This window comes from Pseudonocardia sp. HH130629-09, from assembly GCF_001294645.1.
Lineage (GTDB): Bacteria > Actinomycetota > Actinomycetes > Mycobacteriales > Pseudonocardiaceae > Pseudonocardia.
The window spans coordinates 172,757-189,868 of record NZ_CP011869.1 but is presented as its reverse complement, the minus strand read 5'-3'; the positions used below and the strand labels follow the sequence as shown (position 1 = coordinate 189,868).

Genomic DNA, 17,112 nt, shown 5'->3' with positions numbered 1-17,112 from the left:
GCCCCACCGCATCCGACCCCTCCCGACCGAAGGGCTGCACCCGTGACCCACGCCTCCACCCGGCCTGACACCGGCACCGACCTCGAGATCGTGACCTGGGCCGACGCGGGCGTCGGCGACCACCGCACCGAGCTGACCGTCGACCACGGGCCGCTGCCCGTCGGGCTGCACGGCACCGCCGACGCGTCGGGCCGCGAGCTGGCGACGATCGGCTCCATCGGCGCCGACCTCATCCGGCTCCCCGCGGGCAGCGGGTTCCAGCCGCACACCCACCCGGGCCACCACGTGCTGACCGTCGTCGCCGGGATCGGGACGATCACCTACGGCGGGCGGGTCCACGAGACCCGCGCCGGGCAGACGTTCCTCGTCGAGGGCGAGGTCCCGCACGCCGTCGGGTCGATCACCGACCACGTCATCCTCGCCGTCGGGTCCCCGCACAAGCAGATCGACGCCGAGGACCGGATGGCGCCGGTCCCGTTCGAGGAGATCCTCGCCCCGGACGGCGACCTGACCTGCATGATCTGCGCGATCGCGGCCGAGATGCCGGCGCGGCTGCACGAGCGCGGCTGCCCGCACTGCCCGTGTGCCACCTGTTCCGGGATGGCCGGGTGAACCCGGCCGCCGGGACACCGGGCACGGCGCCGGCCGCCGTCGTCGGGATCGGCGCCCGCTACGCCGGCGGGGTCGGCTCCGCCGACGACCTGTGGGCGCTGCTCACCGCGGGCCGCACCACAGTCGGCGAGGTCCCCGACGACCGCTGGCGCCCCTACCGCGAGCACTCCCGCGAGCACGCCGCCGCGCTCGACGGCGTGCTCGCCCGCGGCTCGTTCCTCGACGACGACGTGCACGGCTTCGACGCCGCCTTCTTCGGCGTCCCGGGCCGCGAGGCCGAGCAGCTCGACCCGCAGCAGCGGATCGCGCTGGAGGTCGCCTGGGAGGCGCTCGAGGACGCGCGCATCGACCCGTCGTCGCTGGCCGGGACCGACACCGCCGTGCACCTGGGCGTCGGTACCGACGACTACGGCCGCCGCCTCGTCGAGGACCTCCCCCGGGTGCGCGCCTGGACGGGCATCGGTGCCTCGCTGTGCGGGGTGCCGAACCGGATCTCGCACGCCCTGGACCTGCGCGGACCCAGCGTCGCGGTGGACACCGCGTGCTCGTCGTCGCTGGTCGCGATCCACCAGGCCTGCGCCGCGCTGGGCGCCGGGGAGACCCGGCTCGCGCTCGCCGGTGGCGTGATGGTCATGTCCGGTCCCGGGCTGACGGCCGTCCTCGGGCAGGCCGGCGCGCTCGGCCCGGACGGGCGCAGCACCCCGTTCGACGCCGGCGCCGACGGCTACGGCCGCGGCGAGGGCTGCGGCGTCGTCGTCCTCAAACGGCTCGACGACGCCCGCGCCGACGGCGACGAGGTCCTCGCCGTGATCCGCGGCGGCGCGGTCCGCCAGGACGGGCGCACCGAGGGGATCATGGCCCCGAGCGGTGCCTCGCAGGCCGACCTGTTGCGCGTCGCGTACCGGGCGGCCGGGGTCGACCCGGCCACGGTCGGCTACGTCGAGGCGCACGGCACCGGCACCCCCACCGGCGACCCGGTCGAGGCCGGCGCGCTGTGCGCGGTGCTGGGCCGGGGCACCGACCTGCCCGGCTGCCGGGTCGGGTCGGTGAAGGCGAACGTCGGCCACACCGAGGCCGCGGCGGGCGTCGCCGGGCTGATCGCCGCCGTCCAGGTGCTGCGGCACGCCCACGTCCCGGCGCTGCCCGGCCCGGTCGTCCCGCGCGACGACGTCGGCTGGGCCGCCGCCGGGCTCACCCCCGCCACCGCGCCGGCCGACTGGCCCGCACCCTCCGGGCACCCGCGCCGCGCCGGGGTCGCCAGCTACGGCTACGGCGGCACCATCGCCCACCTCGTCCTCGAGGAGGCCCCCGCGCAGGCCCCCGGGGCACCCGGCGCCCCGCCCGCCGGGGTCGCCGTCGACACCGCGTTCCCGCTGTCCGCGGCCTCGCCCGAGGCGCTGGCCGAGCAGGCCCGGCGGCTCGCGGTCGCCGTCGCCGCGACGCCCGGACCGGACCTCGGCGACGTCGCCCGCACCCTGCACCACGGCCGCGCCGCCCTGCGCCACCGGGCCGTCGTCACCGCGGGCGACCGCGACGGCCTGCTGACCGGGCTGCGCGCGCTCGCCGGCGGCACCGCCGACCCGTCCCTGGCCACCAGCGTCGCCGGGCCCCGCCCCGACGCGGTATGGGTGTTCTCCGGGCACGGCCAGCAGTGGGCCGGGATGGGCCGCGGGCTGCTCGACACCGACCCGGACTTCACCACCGTCGTCGACCGGCTCGCGCCCGTCTACCGCGACGAGCTGGGCGTGACCCCGCGCGAGGTGATCGAGGCCGACGACCTCGGCGGCGTCGACCGCATCCAGGCGACGCTGTGCGCGGTCCAGCTCGGGCTGGCCGCGTCGTGGCGCGCCCGCGGGCTGCGCCCGGCCGCCGTCCTCGGGCACTCCGTCGGCGAGATCGCCGCCGCGGCCACCGCCGGGGTGCTGACCGAGCCCGAGGCGGCACGGCTGGTGTGCCGCCGCTCCGCGCTGCTCACCCGGGCCGCCGGGCACGGCGCGATGGTGCTGGTCGACCTGGCCTTCGACGACTGCGCCGCCGACCTGGCCGCCCACCCCGGCGCCGAGGCCGCGATCGCCGCCTCGCCCGCCTCCACCGTCATCGCGGGGGACCCCGGCGCCGTCGCCGCGGCCGCCGCCCGCTGGGAGGGGGCCGGGCGCACCGTGCGCCGCGTCGACTCCGACGTCGCCTTCCACACCGCGCAGATGGCCCCCCTGGCCGCCGAGCTCGCCGGGGCCGTCGCCGACCTCGCACCGCGCGCCCCCGCCGTCACCCGCTACACCACCGCGCTGGACGACCCGCGCGGCGACCACCCCCAGGACGCCGCCTACTGGGCCGAGAACCTGCGCAACCCGGTCCGGTTCGCCGACGCCGTCACCGCCGCCGCCGAGGACGGGCACCGGGTGTTCCTGGAGGTCTCCGCGCACCCGGTCGTCGCGCACTCGGCCGCCGAGACCCTCGCCGCGGCCGGGGTCGAGGACGGCACCGTCGTCGCGAGCTTGCGCCGCCACCGGCCCGAGGTCGCGGCGCTGGCCGCCGCCGCGGCGACCCTGTGGTGCCGCGGTGTCCGCACCGGCCCACGGGTCCCCGACGGGCGGCGGGCCCGGCTGCCCGGTGTCGCGTGGCGGCACCGCCCGTACCGGGTCGAGCACCCGCCCGTCGCGCCGCCGGCCCCGGCGCATACGCTGCTCGGCGCGCCCGTCGAGGTGCCCGGCACCGGCGTCACCGTGCACGCCACCACCCTCGACGAGCGCACCCGCCCCTACCCGGGCCGCCACCCCGTGCTCGGGGTGGAGATCGTCCCGGCCGCGGTGACCCTGCTCAGCCACCTGCACGCCGCCGGCACCGCCGCGCTGACCGGGGTCGCGCTGCACTGGCCCGTCGTCGTGCCGGCGGAGGACGGGCCGCGGCGCGCGCTGCAGGTCGTCCGCGACGGCGACGCGCTGCGGCTGCTGTCCCGCGAACCCGGGGGCCGCTGGTCGCTGCACTCGGAGTCGCGCGCGGACCGCGGGCCCGCGACGCCCGCGCGGCTCGACGCCGACGCCGCGGCCGAGCCCGCTGACCCGGGCGCGGTCGTCGAGCGGCTCGCCGAGCTGGGCGTGGCCGCCATGGGCTTCCCGTGGCGGGTGGAGAAGCTGCGCCGCGGCGACGGCGTGCTGGTCGCCGACGTCGCCGCCGACCCCGACGGCGTCCTGCGCCGCCGCGGCCCGGCCGCGCTGCTCGACGCCGCCCTGTCCGCCGCGTCGGTGGTGTTCGACGGGCCCGCGGCGCTGCGCATGCCCGCCGCGCTGGACCGGGTGGAGCTCGACGTCGACGCCGCGACCCGCGCCGACCGGGCCCGGGTCGTGGCCGCCCTCGACCCGGACCGCCCGCTGACCGTCGACGTGGAGCTGCGCGGCGACGGCGACGCCCTGCTCGGGCGCCTGGACGGGATCCGCTACGCCGAGCCGCGGGGAGCCGGCCGCCCGGAGCTCGCCGAGACCGCGTTCGGCGTGCGCTGGACCGACCTGGAGCCGGCCGACACCCCGACCCCCGGCGGTCCCCCGACCCCCGGCGGTGCCGCCGGCGGCGGTCGTGCGGCGGGTGCGCCCGCGTCCGGGCCGCGCGTCGCCGTCGCCGACGGGCCCGGCGCCGCGGAGCTCGCCGCGCTGCTCGGCCTGGAGGTCGACGGGAGCGCGCCGCAGCTGCTGGTCGCGGCCCCGGACGACCCCGCGGCCGCGGTCACCACCGTGCGCGACGTGCTCCACCGCGCGGTCCGCAGCGGCGGCCCCACCGGCGCCGACGGGGGCGTCGCGGTCACCCTGCACCTCGTCACCCGGGGCCTGCACGACGCGCCCGGGCCGAGCACGGCGGCGGCCGCCGGGGTCGCCCGCGTCCTCGCGACCGAGCACCCCGACGTCGTCGGCGGACTGCTAGACCTCCCGGCCGACGACGACGGGGCCCGCGCCGCCGCCCCCGCGCTGCGCCACCTGCTCACCACCCGCCACGACGCCGCCGCCGGAGCCGACGGCGGCCACGCCGGCGAGCCCGTGCTCGCGGTCACCCCCGGCGGCCTGCGCGCCCCGCGCGCCGTCCCGGCCCCGCGCGCCGACGACCCGGCACCGGCACTGCGCCCGGACGGGACCTACCTGGTCACCGGCGGCACCGGCGCGGTCGGGGCCGTGGTCGCTGAGCACCTCGCCGAACGCGGCGCGCGCCGGATCGTGCTGCTCGGCCGGACCGCGCTGCCCCCGCGCGAGGCCTGGGACCCGGCCGATCCGCGGGTCCGCGCCGTCCTGGACGTCGAGGCCGCCGGGGCCGCGGTGTTCCCGGTCGCCGCCGACGTCACCGATGACACCGCCGTGCGCGACGCGCTCGACGCGCTCGCCCTGCCCCCGGTCCGCGGCGTCGTGCACGCCGCGGGCGCCGTGCGCAGCGCCCCGGCCCTGGACCTCACCGACGACGACGTGCGCACCACCGTGCACGCCAAGGTCGCCGGGGCCGCGGCGCTGGACGCGCTGTTCCCGCCCGGGGAGCTGGACTTCCTGGTGCTGTTCTCCTCGGCCGGCCCGCTGCTCGGGCTGCCCGGCCAGGCCGCCTACGCCGCCGCGAACGGGGCGCTCGACGGGCTGGCCGCCCGCCGCCGCGGCGCCGGGGACCGGGGCTGCGCCAGCATCGCGTGGACGTCGTGGCGGGGGCTCGGCATGGCCCGCTCGGCGGCCGCCACCGACGTCGAGCTCGACGCGCGGGGCTCCGCCGACCTCACGCCGGAGCGGGCGCTGGCCGTCCTCGACCGGGTCCTCGACGACCGCGCCGCCCTCGGCCCCGGGCCGGTGCTCGCGCTGCCGGTGCGCACCGACCACACCGGACCGCGGCCGTCGCTGCTCGACGGGCTCGCCCCGCCACCCGACGACGACGCCGGCGGCGACGCCGACTGGGCCGCGCTGAGCGGCCCGGAGCTGCGGCGGGCCCTGCGCGACACCGTCCGCGACACAGCCGCGGCCGTACTGGGCGCCGACGCGGTGCCCGGCGACGCCGCCCTCGGCGAGCTCGGCGTCGACTCGCTCATGGGCTCGATGCTGCGGCTGCGCCTGGAACGCGCCACCGGGCTCGCGCTCGCGCCGACGCTGCTGTGGAACCACCCGACGGCCGACGCGGTCGCCGCCCACCTCGCCGGGCGGCTCGCCGTCGACAGCACCGCCGACGGCACTCCCGCCGACACCGACGAGGCCGCGACCGCCACGGCCGAAGCCGGAGGACCCGCATGACCGCCACGACACCCACCGGGACGGCACCGACCGGGACCGCACCGGCCCCCACCTCGGCGCGCCGGTTCGCCGACCACCCGCTCGACTGGGCCGGCGGCGACTACACCGCGCTGCACCGGTTCGACCCGGGCGAGCTGGCCGACCTGCAGCTCGCCGCGCTGCGGGAGCGGTTCGCCGCCCTGCACGGCCGCCTCGACGTGCTCACCGCGATGGTCGAGGAGACCGGCGTCGACGACCTGCCCGACCTCGACGCCGCGGTCCCGCTGCTGTTCTCCCCGGAGGTCTATAAGTCCTACCCGGCCGCGCTGCTGCACCGGAAGCGCTTCGACCACCTCACCCGCTGGCTGGGCCGGCTCACGACCGTCGACCTCGCCGGCGCCGACCCGGCCGTCGCCGGGAACGTGGACGATTGGCTCTCCGACCTCGACGACCGCACCGACCTGCGGGTCCAGCACTCGTCGGTGACCTCGGGGACGATGTCGTTCGTCCCGCACACCCACGCCGAGGTCGACGCGATGTTCGCCGTCGTCGGCGCCCGGGTCCGCCGCGCCGACGGCCACGACGGCGCCCCGGTCCCCGTGGTGTGGCCCATGGTCCGCCACGGCCGCAGCGGCATCATGCGCTGCGTCGACGCCCTCGCCGACCACGTCGCCGGCGGCGAGGACGGCGTGTACGCGATGCACCCGGGCCGGATGAGCGCCGACGTCATGCTGCTCGCCGGCCGCCTCGCCGCCGCCCGCGCCCGCGGCGAGACCCCCGACGACGCGCTCACCGACCCGGACCTGCTCGCCCGCCGCGACGAGTTCGAGCAGCTGCGCCGCGAGTCCGACGCCGCGCTGCCCGGGTTCACCGCCCGCCTCGCCGACGAGCTGCGCGGCCGCCGCGTCTACCTCATGAACACCTGGAACACCCTGCACGGGCTGGCTACGGCCGGCCTCGACCGGGGCCTGACCGGGGTGTTCGCGCCCGACTCCGCCGTCGAGCCCGGCGGCGGGACCAAGGGTGCGCACATGCCCGACGACTGGCAGGACCACGTCCGCCGCTTCACCGGCGCCGACCGCCTGCGCCACATCTACGCAATGACCGAGACCACCGCGCTGCACCCGATGTGCGCCGAGGGCCGCTACCACCTCGAACCGTGGACGGTCGCCTACGTCCTCGACCCGGTCACCGACGAGCCCGCCCCGCGGCGCGGCACCCACACCGGGCGCGGCGCGTTCGTCGACCTGCTAGCCCGCACCCACTGGGGCGGGTTCCGCTCCGAGGACCGGGTCACCGTCACCTACGACCGGTGCGCCTGCGGGCGCGGCACCCCGCAGGTGCACGACGGCATCGTCCGGCTCACCGAGGCCGGTGACCCCGACAAGATCAACTGCGCGGCGACCGACCGGGCCCACCGCGGCGCGCTGGAACACCTCACCGCGCGGGGTGGGGACCGGTGAGCGCGCTGCGGCTCCCGGCCGTGGTGGGCGGCGAGGTCGTCGAGGGGCCCTGGGTGACCGCCGACGGCCGCGCCGGTACCGGATTCGCCACCACCGACCCGTACGCGGTGCTGCCCGACCTGGCCCGCCGCGACGCCCGCCTGTCCGCCGACCTCGACGCGCTGGACCTCGACGACGTCGTCGAGCACCTCGTCGCGTTCGGACGGCGGCTGGACCCGGACGACAACCCGCTGCTGCGCGACGTCGTCCGGCACTCCGCGGGGCTCGCCGACGTGCCGCCCGAGCTGGTGCGGTCCAACCTGCGGCTGCTACCCGCGCTGTTCACCCGCGAGGCCCTCACCGAGGTCGTCGACGCCGTCGGGCGCGAGCACCTCACCGGCTGGCCGGAGACCCGCTGCGCCGACGGCCGGGTCGGGGCCGTGCACGCCTTCGGCGTCCGGGCCGTCCACGTGATCGCCGGCAACAGCCCGCTGATCGCCGCGATGACCGTCGCCCGCACCGGGCTGACCCGCGGCGAGGCCGTGGTCAAGACCCCGTCGAACGACCCGCTGACCATGGTCGCGCTGGCCCGCACGATGATCGAGCTCGACCCGGACCACCCGCTGGCCCGCGCGGTGTCGGTCGCCTACTGGAAGGGCGGCGACGCCGGGGTGGAGGCCCGGCTGTACGACCCGGCCGTCGCCGACCGGATCGTCGCCTGGGGCGGCACCGGCTCGGTGCGCCACGCGCTGGGCTACCTCGGGCCGGGGCTGGAGCTGGTCACCTTCGACCCGAAGAACAGCGCGACCGTGCTAGGGCCGGAGTCGTTCGACCCGGCCGTCGTCGACGACGTCGCGCACCGCCTCGCCCTCGACGTCGGCGCGTTCAACCAGGTCGGCTGCGTCAACGCCCGGGTCGTCTACGCCGCCTGCGGCACCGGCCCCGACGGCGTCGCCGCCGCCGAGGACCTCGGCCGCCGCGTGCACGCCGCCCTGCAGACCCTGCCCCCGCAGGTCTCCACCGCCGCCGCGCGGCCCGACCCGCAGCTGCGCGCCCGGCTGCGGGCGCTGCGCACCGGCGGCGGCTTCCACACCGTGATCGGCGACGGCGACGGGACCGGCGCGGTGATCGTCTCCCACCTCGACGAACCGGTGGAGTTCGCCGACACCCTCACCGGCCGCGTCGCGAACATCGTCCCGGTCGACTCCCCCGCCGACGCCGTCCGGTTCCTCGACGCCGGTACCCAGACCGTCGGCGTCCACCCGCCGTCGCTGCGCCGCGCGCTGCGCGCGGTGCTGCCCCGCGCCGGGGTGCAGCGCACCGTCGACCTCGGCGCCGCCGTCAGCGTCCACCCGGCCCTGCCCCAGGACGGGTTCGAACCCGTCCGCCGGCTCGTCCGCTGGGCCGTCGACGAGCACCTCCCCGACGGCACCGACCCCCTCGACCTGGTCTTCCCGCCGCACCGCACCGACCGCCCCACCGACCGGCAGGAGGCCCCGGCATGATCGCCGTCCGCGCGGTCGGCACCTGGCTGCCCGACACCCGCGAGACCCTCGCCGACGCGCTGGCCGACGGCCGGATCGGCGAGGCCGAGGCGCAGCGCTCCGGTTACGTCTCGGTCCCCGTCGCCGGACCCGAGCTGCCCGGCCCGGTCCTGGCTGCGCACGCCGCCCGCCGGGTCCTCGACGCGGCCGGGGCCGACCCGGCCCGGATCGGGACGCTGCTGCACGCCTGGACCACCTACCAGGGCCACGACCTCTGGTCGCCGCCGCACTTCGTCGCCGACCGGGTCGGCACCCGGGCCGCGCTGCCGGTCGGCGTCCGGCAGCTGTCCAACGGCGGTGCGGCCGCGCTGGAGCTGGCCGCGGGCCGGCTCGCGCTCGACCCCGGCTCGACGGTGCTCGTCACCACCGGCGACCGGTTCTGCCCGCCCGGGTTCGACCGGTGGCGGTCGGACCGCGGGCTCGTCCACGCCGACGCCGGCACCGCGATGCTCCTCGCCGCGGACCCGGCTCCGGGCGACCCGTGGCTGGTCCGCGGCGTCGCGAGCGCCTCGGCCCCCGAGCTGGAGGGCATGCACCGCGGCGACGACCCGTTCGGCACCGCCCGCCAGGAGCAGGGCCCGACGATCGACCTCGCCCGCACCAAAAAGGCGTTCTTCGCCCGGCACTCCCGCGAGGCGTTCACCGCGACCGCCTCCGACCGGGCGCGCGAGGTCGTCACCACCGCGCTGCGCCGCGCCGGCGTCGACCCCGCACGGGTGCGGTACCTCGCACTGCCCCGGGTCGGCCAGCTCGCGTTCGAGATCTACCAGCCCGTCTTCGCCGGAATCACCCCCGCCGAGGTCGTCGACCTGGGCGGCCGCACCGGCCACCTCGGTGCCGGGGACCTGCTCGCGAACCTCGCCGACCTGCACCCGATGCTCGCCCCCGGCGAGGTCGCCGCGGTCTTCAACGGCGGCGGCGGGTACTCCTGGACCGCCGTCGTCGCGGAGCGGACCGCATGAGCGCGGGGAGCACCGCGACCGGCACGACCGGCACCGACGACGACGGCGTCGTCGCCCGCCTCACCGACCGGTTCGACCACCACGACCCCGCGTTCACCCCGGACGTCGCCCGCGCGGTGCACGACCGGCTGCGCGCCGCCGGTGGGCCGGTCCGCACCGCGGCCCACGGCGGCATGTGGGTGCTGGCCCGCTACCCGCACGTCCTCGACGCGCTGCGCGACCACGAGACGTTCTCCTCCGCCCACGGCGTGTTCTTCCCCCGGGCCACCGACCAGCCGCGGTTCGCGCCGCTGGAGTACGACCCGCCCGAGCACACCGCGTTCCGCGCGCTCATGCGCCCGGCGCTCGCGGCCTCCGCGGTCCGCGCCGTCGCACCGCGGATCGCCGGGCTCGCGGCGGACACGGTCCGGCCGCTGGTCGCCCGCGGTGGCGCCGACCTCGTCGCGGAGCTGACCACGACCCTGCCGCTGGCGGTGCTGGCCGAGACCATCGGGTTCTCCGCCCGGGCCCGCGCCGACATCCTGCAGCTCACCCGCACCACCTGGGCGACGATGGCCCGCGGCGGCGGGTTCTGGCCCGCGTTCGCCGCCCTGCTCGACGGCGAGATCGCCCGCGCACGCCGCGACGACGACGGCAGCTACCTCGCCGCCCTGGTCCGCGAGCGCGTCGACGGCCACCCCCTGCCCGACGAGGACCTCCGGGTCATGCTGGTCGCGTTCGCCATCGCCGGGCACGAGACGACGATGAACACCGCCGGGCACCTGCTGCTGCGCCTGGCCCGCGACCACGACCTGCACGCCCGGCTCGCCGCGGACCCGGCGCTGCGCGGGGCCGCCGTCGACGAGACGCTGCGCCTGGACACCCCGGTCGACCACGGCAGCCGGGTCACCACCCGCGCCGTCGACGTGGCCGGGGTCGAGCTGCCCGCCGGGGCGCGGGTGGTGCTCGCCGTCGGCGCCGCCAACCGCGACCCCGACCGGTTCATCGAGCCCGACCGGTTCCGGCTCGACCGCGGCGCGGCGGCGCACCTGTCGCTCGGCCAGGGCATCCACTACTGCCTGGGCGCCCAGCTGGGCCGCCGCCAGCTCGTCGCCGTCCTCGACGAGATCGTCGCGGCCCCGCCGATGACGCTCACCGGGCCGGTCGACCGGTTCTACGCCAACGGCCGCCACCTCAACCTGGGCGCGCTGCCCGTCCGCTTCGGGGCGGCGTGAGCGCGCGGCGCGCCGGGCCCGGGTGGACGCTCGCGCTCGGCACCACCGGTCTGGTGTTCGACGGCTACGACCTCGTCGTCTACGGCGCGCTCGTGCCGGTGCTCCTACGCTCCGGTGAGCTGGGCCCGCTCGACCCGGCCGGCGCGGGTGCCGTCGCCGCGTGGTCGCTGACCGGGGTGCTCGTCGGGGCGCTCGCCGCCGGCGCGGCGGCCGACCGCTGGGGACGGCGCCCGGTGCTGCTCGCCGGGTACGCCTGGTTCTCCATCGGGATGGCGGTGACGGCGACGACATCGACGGTGGCCTCGTTCGGGACCTGGCGGCTCGTCACCGGGATCGGGATCGGCATCGTCGTCGCCGTCACCGGGGCGCTGGTCGCGGAGACCGCGCCACCCGGGCGCCGCCAGCTGCACACGACGCTGGCCTACTGCGGCATCCCGCTGGGCAGCGTCGCCGGCACCCTCGCGACGCTCGTGCTGCTGGAGCACCTCGGCTGGCGCGGCCTGTTCGCGATCGGGGCGCTGCCGCTGGTCACTCTGCTGCCGCTGGCCGTGGCCCGGCTGCCCGAGTCCCCGGTGTGGCGGGCGGCCCGCGACGGAGGGTCCCCACCCGGTGCCGACGCCGCGGACGGGGACGGCACCCCGGCCGGGGGGACGGGGTTCACCGGGCTGTTCGGCGGGGGCGCCGCCGCGGCGGCCGTGCTGCTCGGCCTGGTCAGCGCGACCGGCCTGCTGCTGATCTTCGCGCTGGGGACGTGGCTGCCCGCGCTGCTGGGCCGGGCCGGGTTCGACGACCGGGCCGCGCTGCTGTCGCTGCTGCTGCTCAACGGCGGCGCGATCGCGGGTGCGCTCGGCGCCGCGCCGCTGGCGGAACGGTACGGCCCGCGCCGCGTCGTCGCGGCCGGCTTCGCGGTGGGGGCACTCGCGCTGGCCGTCGTGGGGCTGCAGCCCGACGCCCCGGTGCTGCTGCCCCTGGTCGCGGTGGTCGGGCTCGGGACCACCGGCACCCAGATCCTGGTGATCGGGCTGGCGGCGGCGACGTTCCCGGCCCGGGTGCGCAGCGCGGGCATCGCCTGGTGCACCGGCGTCGGGCGCGTCGGTACCATCGCCGGGCCGGCCGCCGTCGGGCTGCTCGTGGCCGCCGGTCTCGGGACCGCGACGCTGTTCGGGGTACTCGCCGCGGCGGCCGTCGCCGGGGCCGCCCTCGCCCTCGCCATCCGCCCCGCCGGTGCGGGGGCCCCGAGCCTGCCCGGACCGAGGGCCCGGGAGCGTCCCGCTAGGTGTGATGCCCAGCCAGGTTGTTCAACCTGGTGATGGGTGTGGCCTTTCCGATTGCCAAGTGGGGCCTGTGGTGGTTGTAGTCGTGGACCCATGCTGGCAGAGCCGCGAGTCGGGCTGACTCGGAGTTGTAGAACTTCTTGAAGGCCCAGCCCTCGGCCAGGGTCCTGTGGAAGCGCTCGATCTTCCCGTTCGTCTGCGGCCGGTAGGGCCGTGTCTTTTTCGGGGTGATGCCCAGCTCGGCACACGTGTCGCGCCAGAGATGAGACTTGTAGCAGCCGCAGTTGTCGCTGAGCACGCGTTTGACCGTGACACCGCGGCAGGCGAACCAGGCGACCGCATGATCCCGCTAAGCATTGCATTTGTTTCGTTTCGTTTCGTTGAGCGTTCGGACAACCGTCGGAACCCCATTTCTGACTGATAGTCGCTTGCCTTGTCAGTGTGGCGTAGTTCAGTCAGCTATCATGCGGCCATGACAGGACAGGCTGGTGGGTCGGACCGGGTTGAGGTTGTCGTCAATCGGGACGGCCGGGTCCTGATCCCTGCACAGGTCCGTCGGGATCTGGGTCTGGCTGCCGGATCCACGTTGCTACTGTCAGTCGAGGACGGCCGGGTGGTGATGGAGTCCCGCGCCCAACTGGTCTCGCGGATGCGTCGGGAGATTGCCGAGTCCTGGCAGGGCGACCCGACGGAGTCGGTGACCGATGAGCTGCTCGCCGAGCGGCGCGCCGAGGCGGCCACCGAGGACGCGCGATGAGCGCGGGCGTTGCTGCTGGTCGCTCCGGCCCCGCTGTCCTGGACGCCTCCGCGGTTCTGGCCTGGCTCCGCACCGAGCCCGGTGCCGAGGTCGTCGACGAGTATCTCGACACCGCAGTGCTGTCCGCGGTCAACCTCGCCGAGGTTCATCAGAAGCTCGGCCAGCACGGCGTCGACGCCGACCGTGCAGTGACTCGGCTGCGCACCCTGGGGATCCGGATCGAGCCGCTCGACGCGGCCGACGCGATCATCGCGGCCAAGCTATGGCCGGCCACCCGCACGGCCGGACTGTCCCTGGGTGACCGCTGCTGCCTGGCCCTGGCCGCCCGCCTGTCGGGCCCCGCGATCACCGCTGACATCGCGTGGACCGGACTGGATCTGGGCGTGACCGTCGTACCCATCCGGTAGACACAGATTCCCCAGCGCGGAGCGGACAGACCAGTTGCCCCCGACCCCGTCCGTCGCGGCGGTCGACTCGATCAGCTGGCGTCGGCACAGCGATGGGAGAGCTCTGACCATGACAACGACACCGGACCCGCCGGAAGGGCCCGACCGGGGCCGTCAGCCTTGCTGCCCTCGACCTCGGAGCCTGGTCGGCCGATGACGGGCTGGCATTCGAGGCGGCCGAGTGGAGCCTCGGCGCCATGATCGCCAGGACGACTGCAGCCGACGCCGCCGAGCGCGCCACGCCGGTTGACCAGCACGTCCCCGCCGTCGAAGTACGGCCGCCATTCCGGGGGGAACAGGCCGGTCAGCTCCGGTACGACGAGCGCGTCGATCACCAGGTGGACCAGGTGACGCGTGCCCCGGTTGCGGAACCGGTGCAGGCGGCCGAAGTCCCCGAACCAGAGCTCGCCCGGCTGCCACGAGTGTGGGATGCCATCGAGGTCGAGCACCGCGCCCGGATCGGTCGCGATCGGCATGTGCATCCGGGCGATCCCGGAACGCGGGCCGCGCGCTGTCTCCCGGCACTCGACCCCGGAGCTCCCCGGCGACACGGTCAGGATCCGCACGTCGTGCACCGGCGCGGGAATCGCGTCCAGCACGGCTCCCAGACGGGGGTTCCGTGAGCCTTGCGGCACGACGCCGAGCTGGTCCATGACAAGCCCGTCCATGACACCGTCGACGGCGAACCCACCCAGCAAACGCGCGGCCTCGGCCGGCATCGGCACCGCAGCTCGTTCCGCAGCTCCGGGCATCGTGGTCCCCTCGGTTCGTGGCCGCTTGGCGAGGATCAGGAGCGCGGTGCGGCCAGGTCGTCCAGCCGTCGCACCACCTCGTCCAGGGCGGTGGACGTGTCGATCTCGACAGTGGCGCTCCGGCGCAACAGTGAACCCTTTCCAACCTGACAGTCACGAGGTCGGCGGGGTCGCGGCGTGGCGGCCCGGAAACTAGAAGAGCTCCTGGTAGACGAGTGATTGTCTAGATCAACTCGTTGCCCACCAGGAGCTCCGGTGCTTTCCTACCCGTCCGCGCTGTCGGTGTCCACTCGCGCGCTGATCACCTTGACCAACGCCCTTCAGCGCAGCCGCAACCAGCGCGGTACTCGCTGGCGGCGCCTCCCGATCGGTCGTCACGCCCTGCTCGCCCTGGCGCACCTGCGCAAGGGCGAGACCTACCCCGACCTCGCCGCTGGTTTCGGGGTCGGCACCACCACGGCGTTCCGCTACATCCGCGAAGCGATCGACGTCCTCGCCGCCGCGGCACCGAACCTGACCGAGGCGATCGCGGTCGCGCGGCGGAAGGCGTTCGTGATCCTCGACGGCACCTTGCTGCGGATCGACCGGGTCGCCATGGCCTCGGGGCGCGACCGCCCGTACTACTCGGGGAAGTGGAAGTGCCACGGTATGAACGTGCAGGTCATCAGCGACCCGGCCGGTCGTCTGGTCTGGGCGTCGCCGGCGTTTGCCCGGTGTCAAGTCCCGGGTTCGATAGAGGCTCGGTTCTCACGCTCCGGCGGGTTGCCGGGCGGGTTCTGTGACGGCGTGCAGGGCCTCGTGCTCAACGGGCGGGATCAGGCCGAGCTCGCCGTGTAGGCGGCGGTGGTTGTACCAGTCGATGTACTCGGCGACGGCCAGCTCGAGGTCGTCGGTGCCTCGCCACGGGCCCCGGTTGCGGACGAGTTCAGCCTTGAACAGCGAGTTGAACGCCTCCGCCATCGCATTATCGTAGGAATCGCCGACCGACCCGACTGAAGCCACAGCGTCGACTTCGGCGAGTCGCTCGCCGTACCGCACGGCGACATATTGGACTCCGCGATCCGAATGGTGTATCAACTCGGAGAGGTCCGCGCCCGCCCGTTGCCGGGTCCAGATCCCCATGTTGAGCGCGTCCAGCGCGAGATCGGTGTACAGGTTACGAGAGAGCTGCCAGCCCACGATCCGTCGGGAGAACACGTCCATCACGAAAGCCGCGTACACCCATCCAGAGAACGTGCGGATGTAGGTGATGTCAGCGACCCACAGGCGGTCCTGGGCGGGTGCGGTGAAGTCCCGTTCGACCAGGTCCGGGCGCCTGTCCGCGCCCTTGGCTCGGACCGTGGTGCGCGGCACACGCAGCCGGGACACTCCACGGAGCCCGTTGCGGCGCATCAGTCGTTCCACGGTGCAGCGAGCGACCCGGCGGCCGCCTACTCCGCCTTCCCGACATAACGCCGCCCACACCTTCCGGCTGCCGTAGACGCTGAAGTTGTCGCGATGCACCCGTTCGATCTCTTTCAAAGTCTCGGCGTCGGTGAGTGCCCGCGCCGAGGGCGGTCGCTTCTTCGACGCATGGAAAGTGGACGGGGCGATCGGAACACCGGCGTCCTTCAACACCGCGCAGATCGGCTCGACCCCGAACTGTGTCTTGTTCTCCTCGATATAGTCGAGGACTACCTGCTGGGGCGGTCGAGCTCCGCCGCGAAGAAAGCCGAAGCCGACTTGAGAATGGCGTTCGCCCGGCGCAACTCCCGAACCTCACGTTCGAGCTCTGCGAGCCGGGTCGCGTCGTCGGTGGTCGTGCCCGGCCTGGTGCCGTTGTCGATCTCGACCTGCTTGACCCAGCCCCGCAGCGTCTCCGGGTTGATCCCCAGCTGCTCGCCGATGCGCTTGAAGATGTTCCCGCCCGCGGACGCCGGGTCGGCCTTGGCGTCCAACACGAGCCGGATCGCTCGCTCCCGCAGCTCGTCGGGGTACTTCCTCGGGGCGGCCATCGGTCGATCATCCTCCAGGCTTGATGGTCTCCATCAAACCCGGGACGAGACACGGTGCGCGGCATGACATGGGTGCCGCCCGCGAACACGGGATCATCGACGCCCTCACCGTCGCCGGGGTGCAGGTGGTCGCCGACAGCGGATACCGCGGTGCCGGTGCGATGTTCCACCTCCCACAGCGACGCCGACCCGCCGATCGCGACACCGGCGAGCGCCGACGGCTCTCACCGAGTCAGCGGGAGGTCAACGCCGCCCACGCAGCGCAACGCGGCCCCGGTGAACGCGCGAACGCGATGTTCAAGAGCTGGAAGATTCTGCGGAAGATCCGGTGCTGCCCGCAGCGGACCACCGCGCTGGTCAACGCGATCCAGACCCTCATCCTCGCTGGCTGACGCCAAGTGGAAAGAGTTCAATGACTGCCTCGTCGAATCCCCCACCCGGCCGGGGGGACGCTCGGGCGCGATCTGTGGGACGAAGGTCCCCGTCCTGTCCCGCGGGACCTCCAGCTCGACCGGCCCGACCTCGATGCGCACCGTCTTCGGCGAACTCCCATCGCGGTGGTTGTCGACGAGCGAAACCGAACGATCTCCGTGCTCGCAGCCCAAGTGCTCGGTCATCTCGGTGTCCAGCGCGGTCTGCAAAACCGCGGGGTCCCCCCGGGGCCAGCGGGCCGTCCGGGCCGACCAGCGAGGCCCCGGACCGGCGCGTCTCGTCGATCAGCTCTCGAGCAAGTCGCACGTCCTACCCGGTCGCATTCCGGTGGCAGGTTCTGTTGGATCAACGGTCGTCTCCGCGACCGTTCAACGGTATCCCCTCCCGGCTGGAACGAAACCCTCCCCAGCCTGCCGGATCACCGTCACACACGATCTTTCAGACAGTTCCGGACAGAAGAC

12 protein-coding genes, 4 pseudogenes and 1 other annotated feature are annotated in these 17,112 nt (G+C 75.5%); of the genes and pseudogenes, 12 read left to right on the top strand and 4 right to left on the bottom strand.

Features of this window, described 5'->3' with window-relative positions; genetic code table 11:
* The first annotated feature begins 42 nt into the window (after window positions 1-42).
* Genes XF36_RS29175 through XF36_RS29145 form a run of 7 tightly spaced genes read left to right on the top strand, consistent with a single transcriptional unit; the run spans window position 43 to window position 12,306 of the window.
* Window positions 43-612 carry a cupin domain-containing protein gene (locus XF36_RS29175; RefSeq protein WP_060715155.1) on the top strand — a complete coding sequence of 190 codons (570 nt, stop codon included), beginning with the start codon at window positions 43-45 and terminating at the stop codon, window positions 610-612.
* Window positions 609-5,855: a type I polyketide synthase gene (locus XF36_RS29170; protein ID WP_238589391.1), complete on the top strand. Its 5,247-nt coding sequence runs from the start codon at window positions 609-611 to the stop codon at window positions 5,853-5,855. The genes XF36_RS29175 and XF36_RS29170 overlap by 4 nt, the downstream gene beginning before the upstream one ends.
* Window positions 5,852-7,297: a hypothetical protein gene (locus tag XF36_RS29165; protein ID WP_060715154.1), complete on the top strand. Its 1,446-nt coding sequence runs from the start codon at window positions 5,852-5,854 to the stop codon at window positions 7,295-7,297. Before XF36_RS29170 ends, XF36_RS29165 begins: the two co-directional genes overlap by 4 nt.
* On the top strand, window positions 7,294-8,781 hold the full coding sequence (locus XF36_RS29160; protein ID WP_064485719.1) for an acyl-CoA reductase: 1,488 nt from the start codon (window positions 7,294-7,296) through the stop codon (window positions 8,779-8,781). Before XF36_RS29165 ends, XF36_RS29160 begins: the two co-directional genes overlap by 4 nt.
* On the top strand, window positions 8,778-9,782 hold the full coding sequence (locus XF36_RS29155) for a hypothetical protein (protein ID WP_060715153.1): 1,005 nt from the start codon (window positions 8,778-8,780) through the stop codon (window positions 9,780-9,782). The genes XF36_RS29160 and XF36_RS29155 overlap by 4 nt, the downstream gene beginning before the upstream one ends.
* Window positions 9,779-10,996: a cytochrome P450 gene (locus XF36_RS29150; protein ID WP_060715152.1), complete on the top strand. Its 1,218-nt coding sequence runs from the start codon at window positions 9,779-9,781 to the stop codon at window positions 10,994-10,996. Before XF36_RS29155 ends, XF36_RS29150 begins: the two co-directional genes overlap by 4 nt.
* Entirely contained in the window at window positions 10,993-12,306 is a 1,314-nt protein-coding gene (locus tag XF36_RS29145; protein ID WP_060715151.1) for an MFS transporter, read from the top strand. The genes XF36_RS29150 and XF36_RS29145 overlap by 4 nt, the downstream gene beginning before the upstream one ends.
* Here the strand turns inward: XF36_RS29145 and XF36_RS31065 are convergent.
* A pseudogene (locus XF36_RS31065) lies at window positions 12,269-12,610 on the bottom strand (integrase core domain-containing protein); the annotation flags it as partial. The gene XF36_RS29145 and the pseudogene XF36_RS31065 overlap by 38 nt on opposite strands.
* A 132-nt stretch (window positions 12,611-12,742) precedes the next feature.
* Between XF36_RS31065 and XF36_RS34730 the strand changes: the two are divergent.
* The 3 genes and pseudogenes from XF36_RS34730 to XF36_RS29135 all read left to right on the top strand — a co-directional run.
* Window positions 12,743-12,841 (top strand): annotated as a pseudogene (locus XF36_RS34730) (hypothetical protein); the annotation flags it as partial.
* A gap of 15 nt (window positions 12,842-12,856) precedes the next feature.
* Complete coding sequence (locus tag XF36_RS34725) at window positions 12,857-13,027, top strand: hypothetical protein (protein ID WP_238589382.1); 171 nt, start codon at window positions 12,857-12,859, stop codon at window positions 13,025-13,027.
* Window positions 13,024-13,434: a type II toxin-antitoxin system VapC family toxin gene (locus tag XF36_RS29135; protein WP_060713903.1), complete on the top strand. Its 411-nt coding sequence runs from the start codon at window positions 13,024-13,026 to the stop codon at window positions 13,432-13,434. Before XF36_RS34725 ends, XF36_RS29135 begins: the two co-directional genes overlap by 4 nt.
* A gap of 71 nt (window positions 13,435-13,505) precedes the next feature.
* Here XF36_RS29135 and XF36_RS29130 read toward each other — a convergent pair whose 3' ends face one another.
* A complete protein-coding gene (locus XF36_RS29130; protein WP_238589369.1) occupies window positions 13,506-14,192 on the bottom strand; it encodes an aspartyl/asparaginyl beta-hydroxylase domain-containing protein in 687 nt (228 codons plus the stop codon).
* Window positions 14,193-14,480: 288 nt separating this feature from the next.
* Between XF36_RS29130 and XF36_RS29125 the strand changes: the two are divergent.
* A pseudogene (locus XF36_RS29125) lies at window positions 14,481-14,960 on the top strand (transposase family protein); the annotation flags it as partial.
* A 12-nt stretch (window positions 14,961-14,972) separates the two neighbouring features.
* On the opposite strand, the gene XF36_RS29120 reads toward XF36_RS29125, so the two are convergent.
* A protein-coding gene (locus XF36_RS29120; RefSeq protein WP_238588955.1) for an IS3 family transposase occupies window positions 14,973-16,219 on the bottom strand; the annotation gives its coding sequence in 2 pieces (ribosomal slippage) (window positions 14,973-15,937 and window positions 15,937-16,219; 1,248 coding nt in all).
* Window positions 15,810-15,938: a sequence feature (AL1L pseudoknot), on the bottom strand. It overlaps the preceding gene by 129 nt.
* Window positions 16,220-16,287: 68 nt before the next feature.
* On the opposite strand from XF36_RS29120, the gene XF36_RS29110 reads away from it, so the two are divergent.
* Window positions 16,288-16,611, top strand: a complete 324-nt coding sequence (locus XF36_RS29110) for a transposase family protein (protein ID WP_238589390.1) — start codon at window positions 16,288-16,290, stop codon at window positions 16,609-16,611.
* Window positions 16,612-16,728: 117 nt separating this feature from the next.
* Here XF36_RS29110 and XF36_RS35905 read toward each other — a convergent pair.
* Window positions 16,729-16,836, bottom strand: a pseudogene (locus XF36_RS35905) (hypothetical protein); the annotation flags it as partial.
* Between the last annotated feature and the right edge of the window lie 276 nt (window positions 16,837-17,112).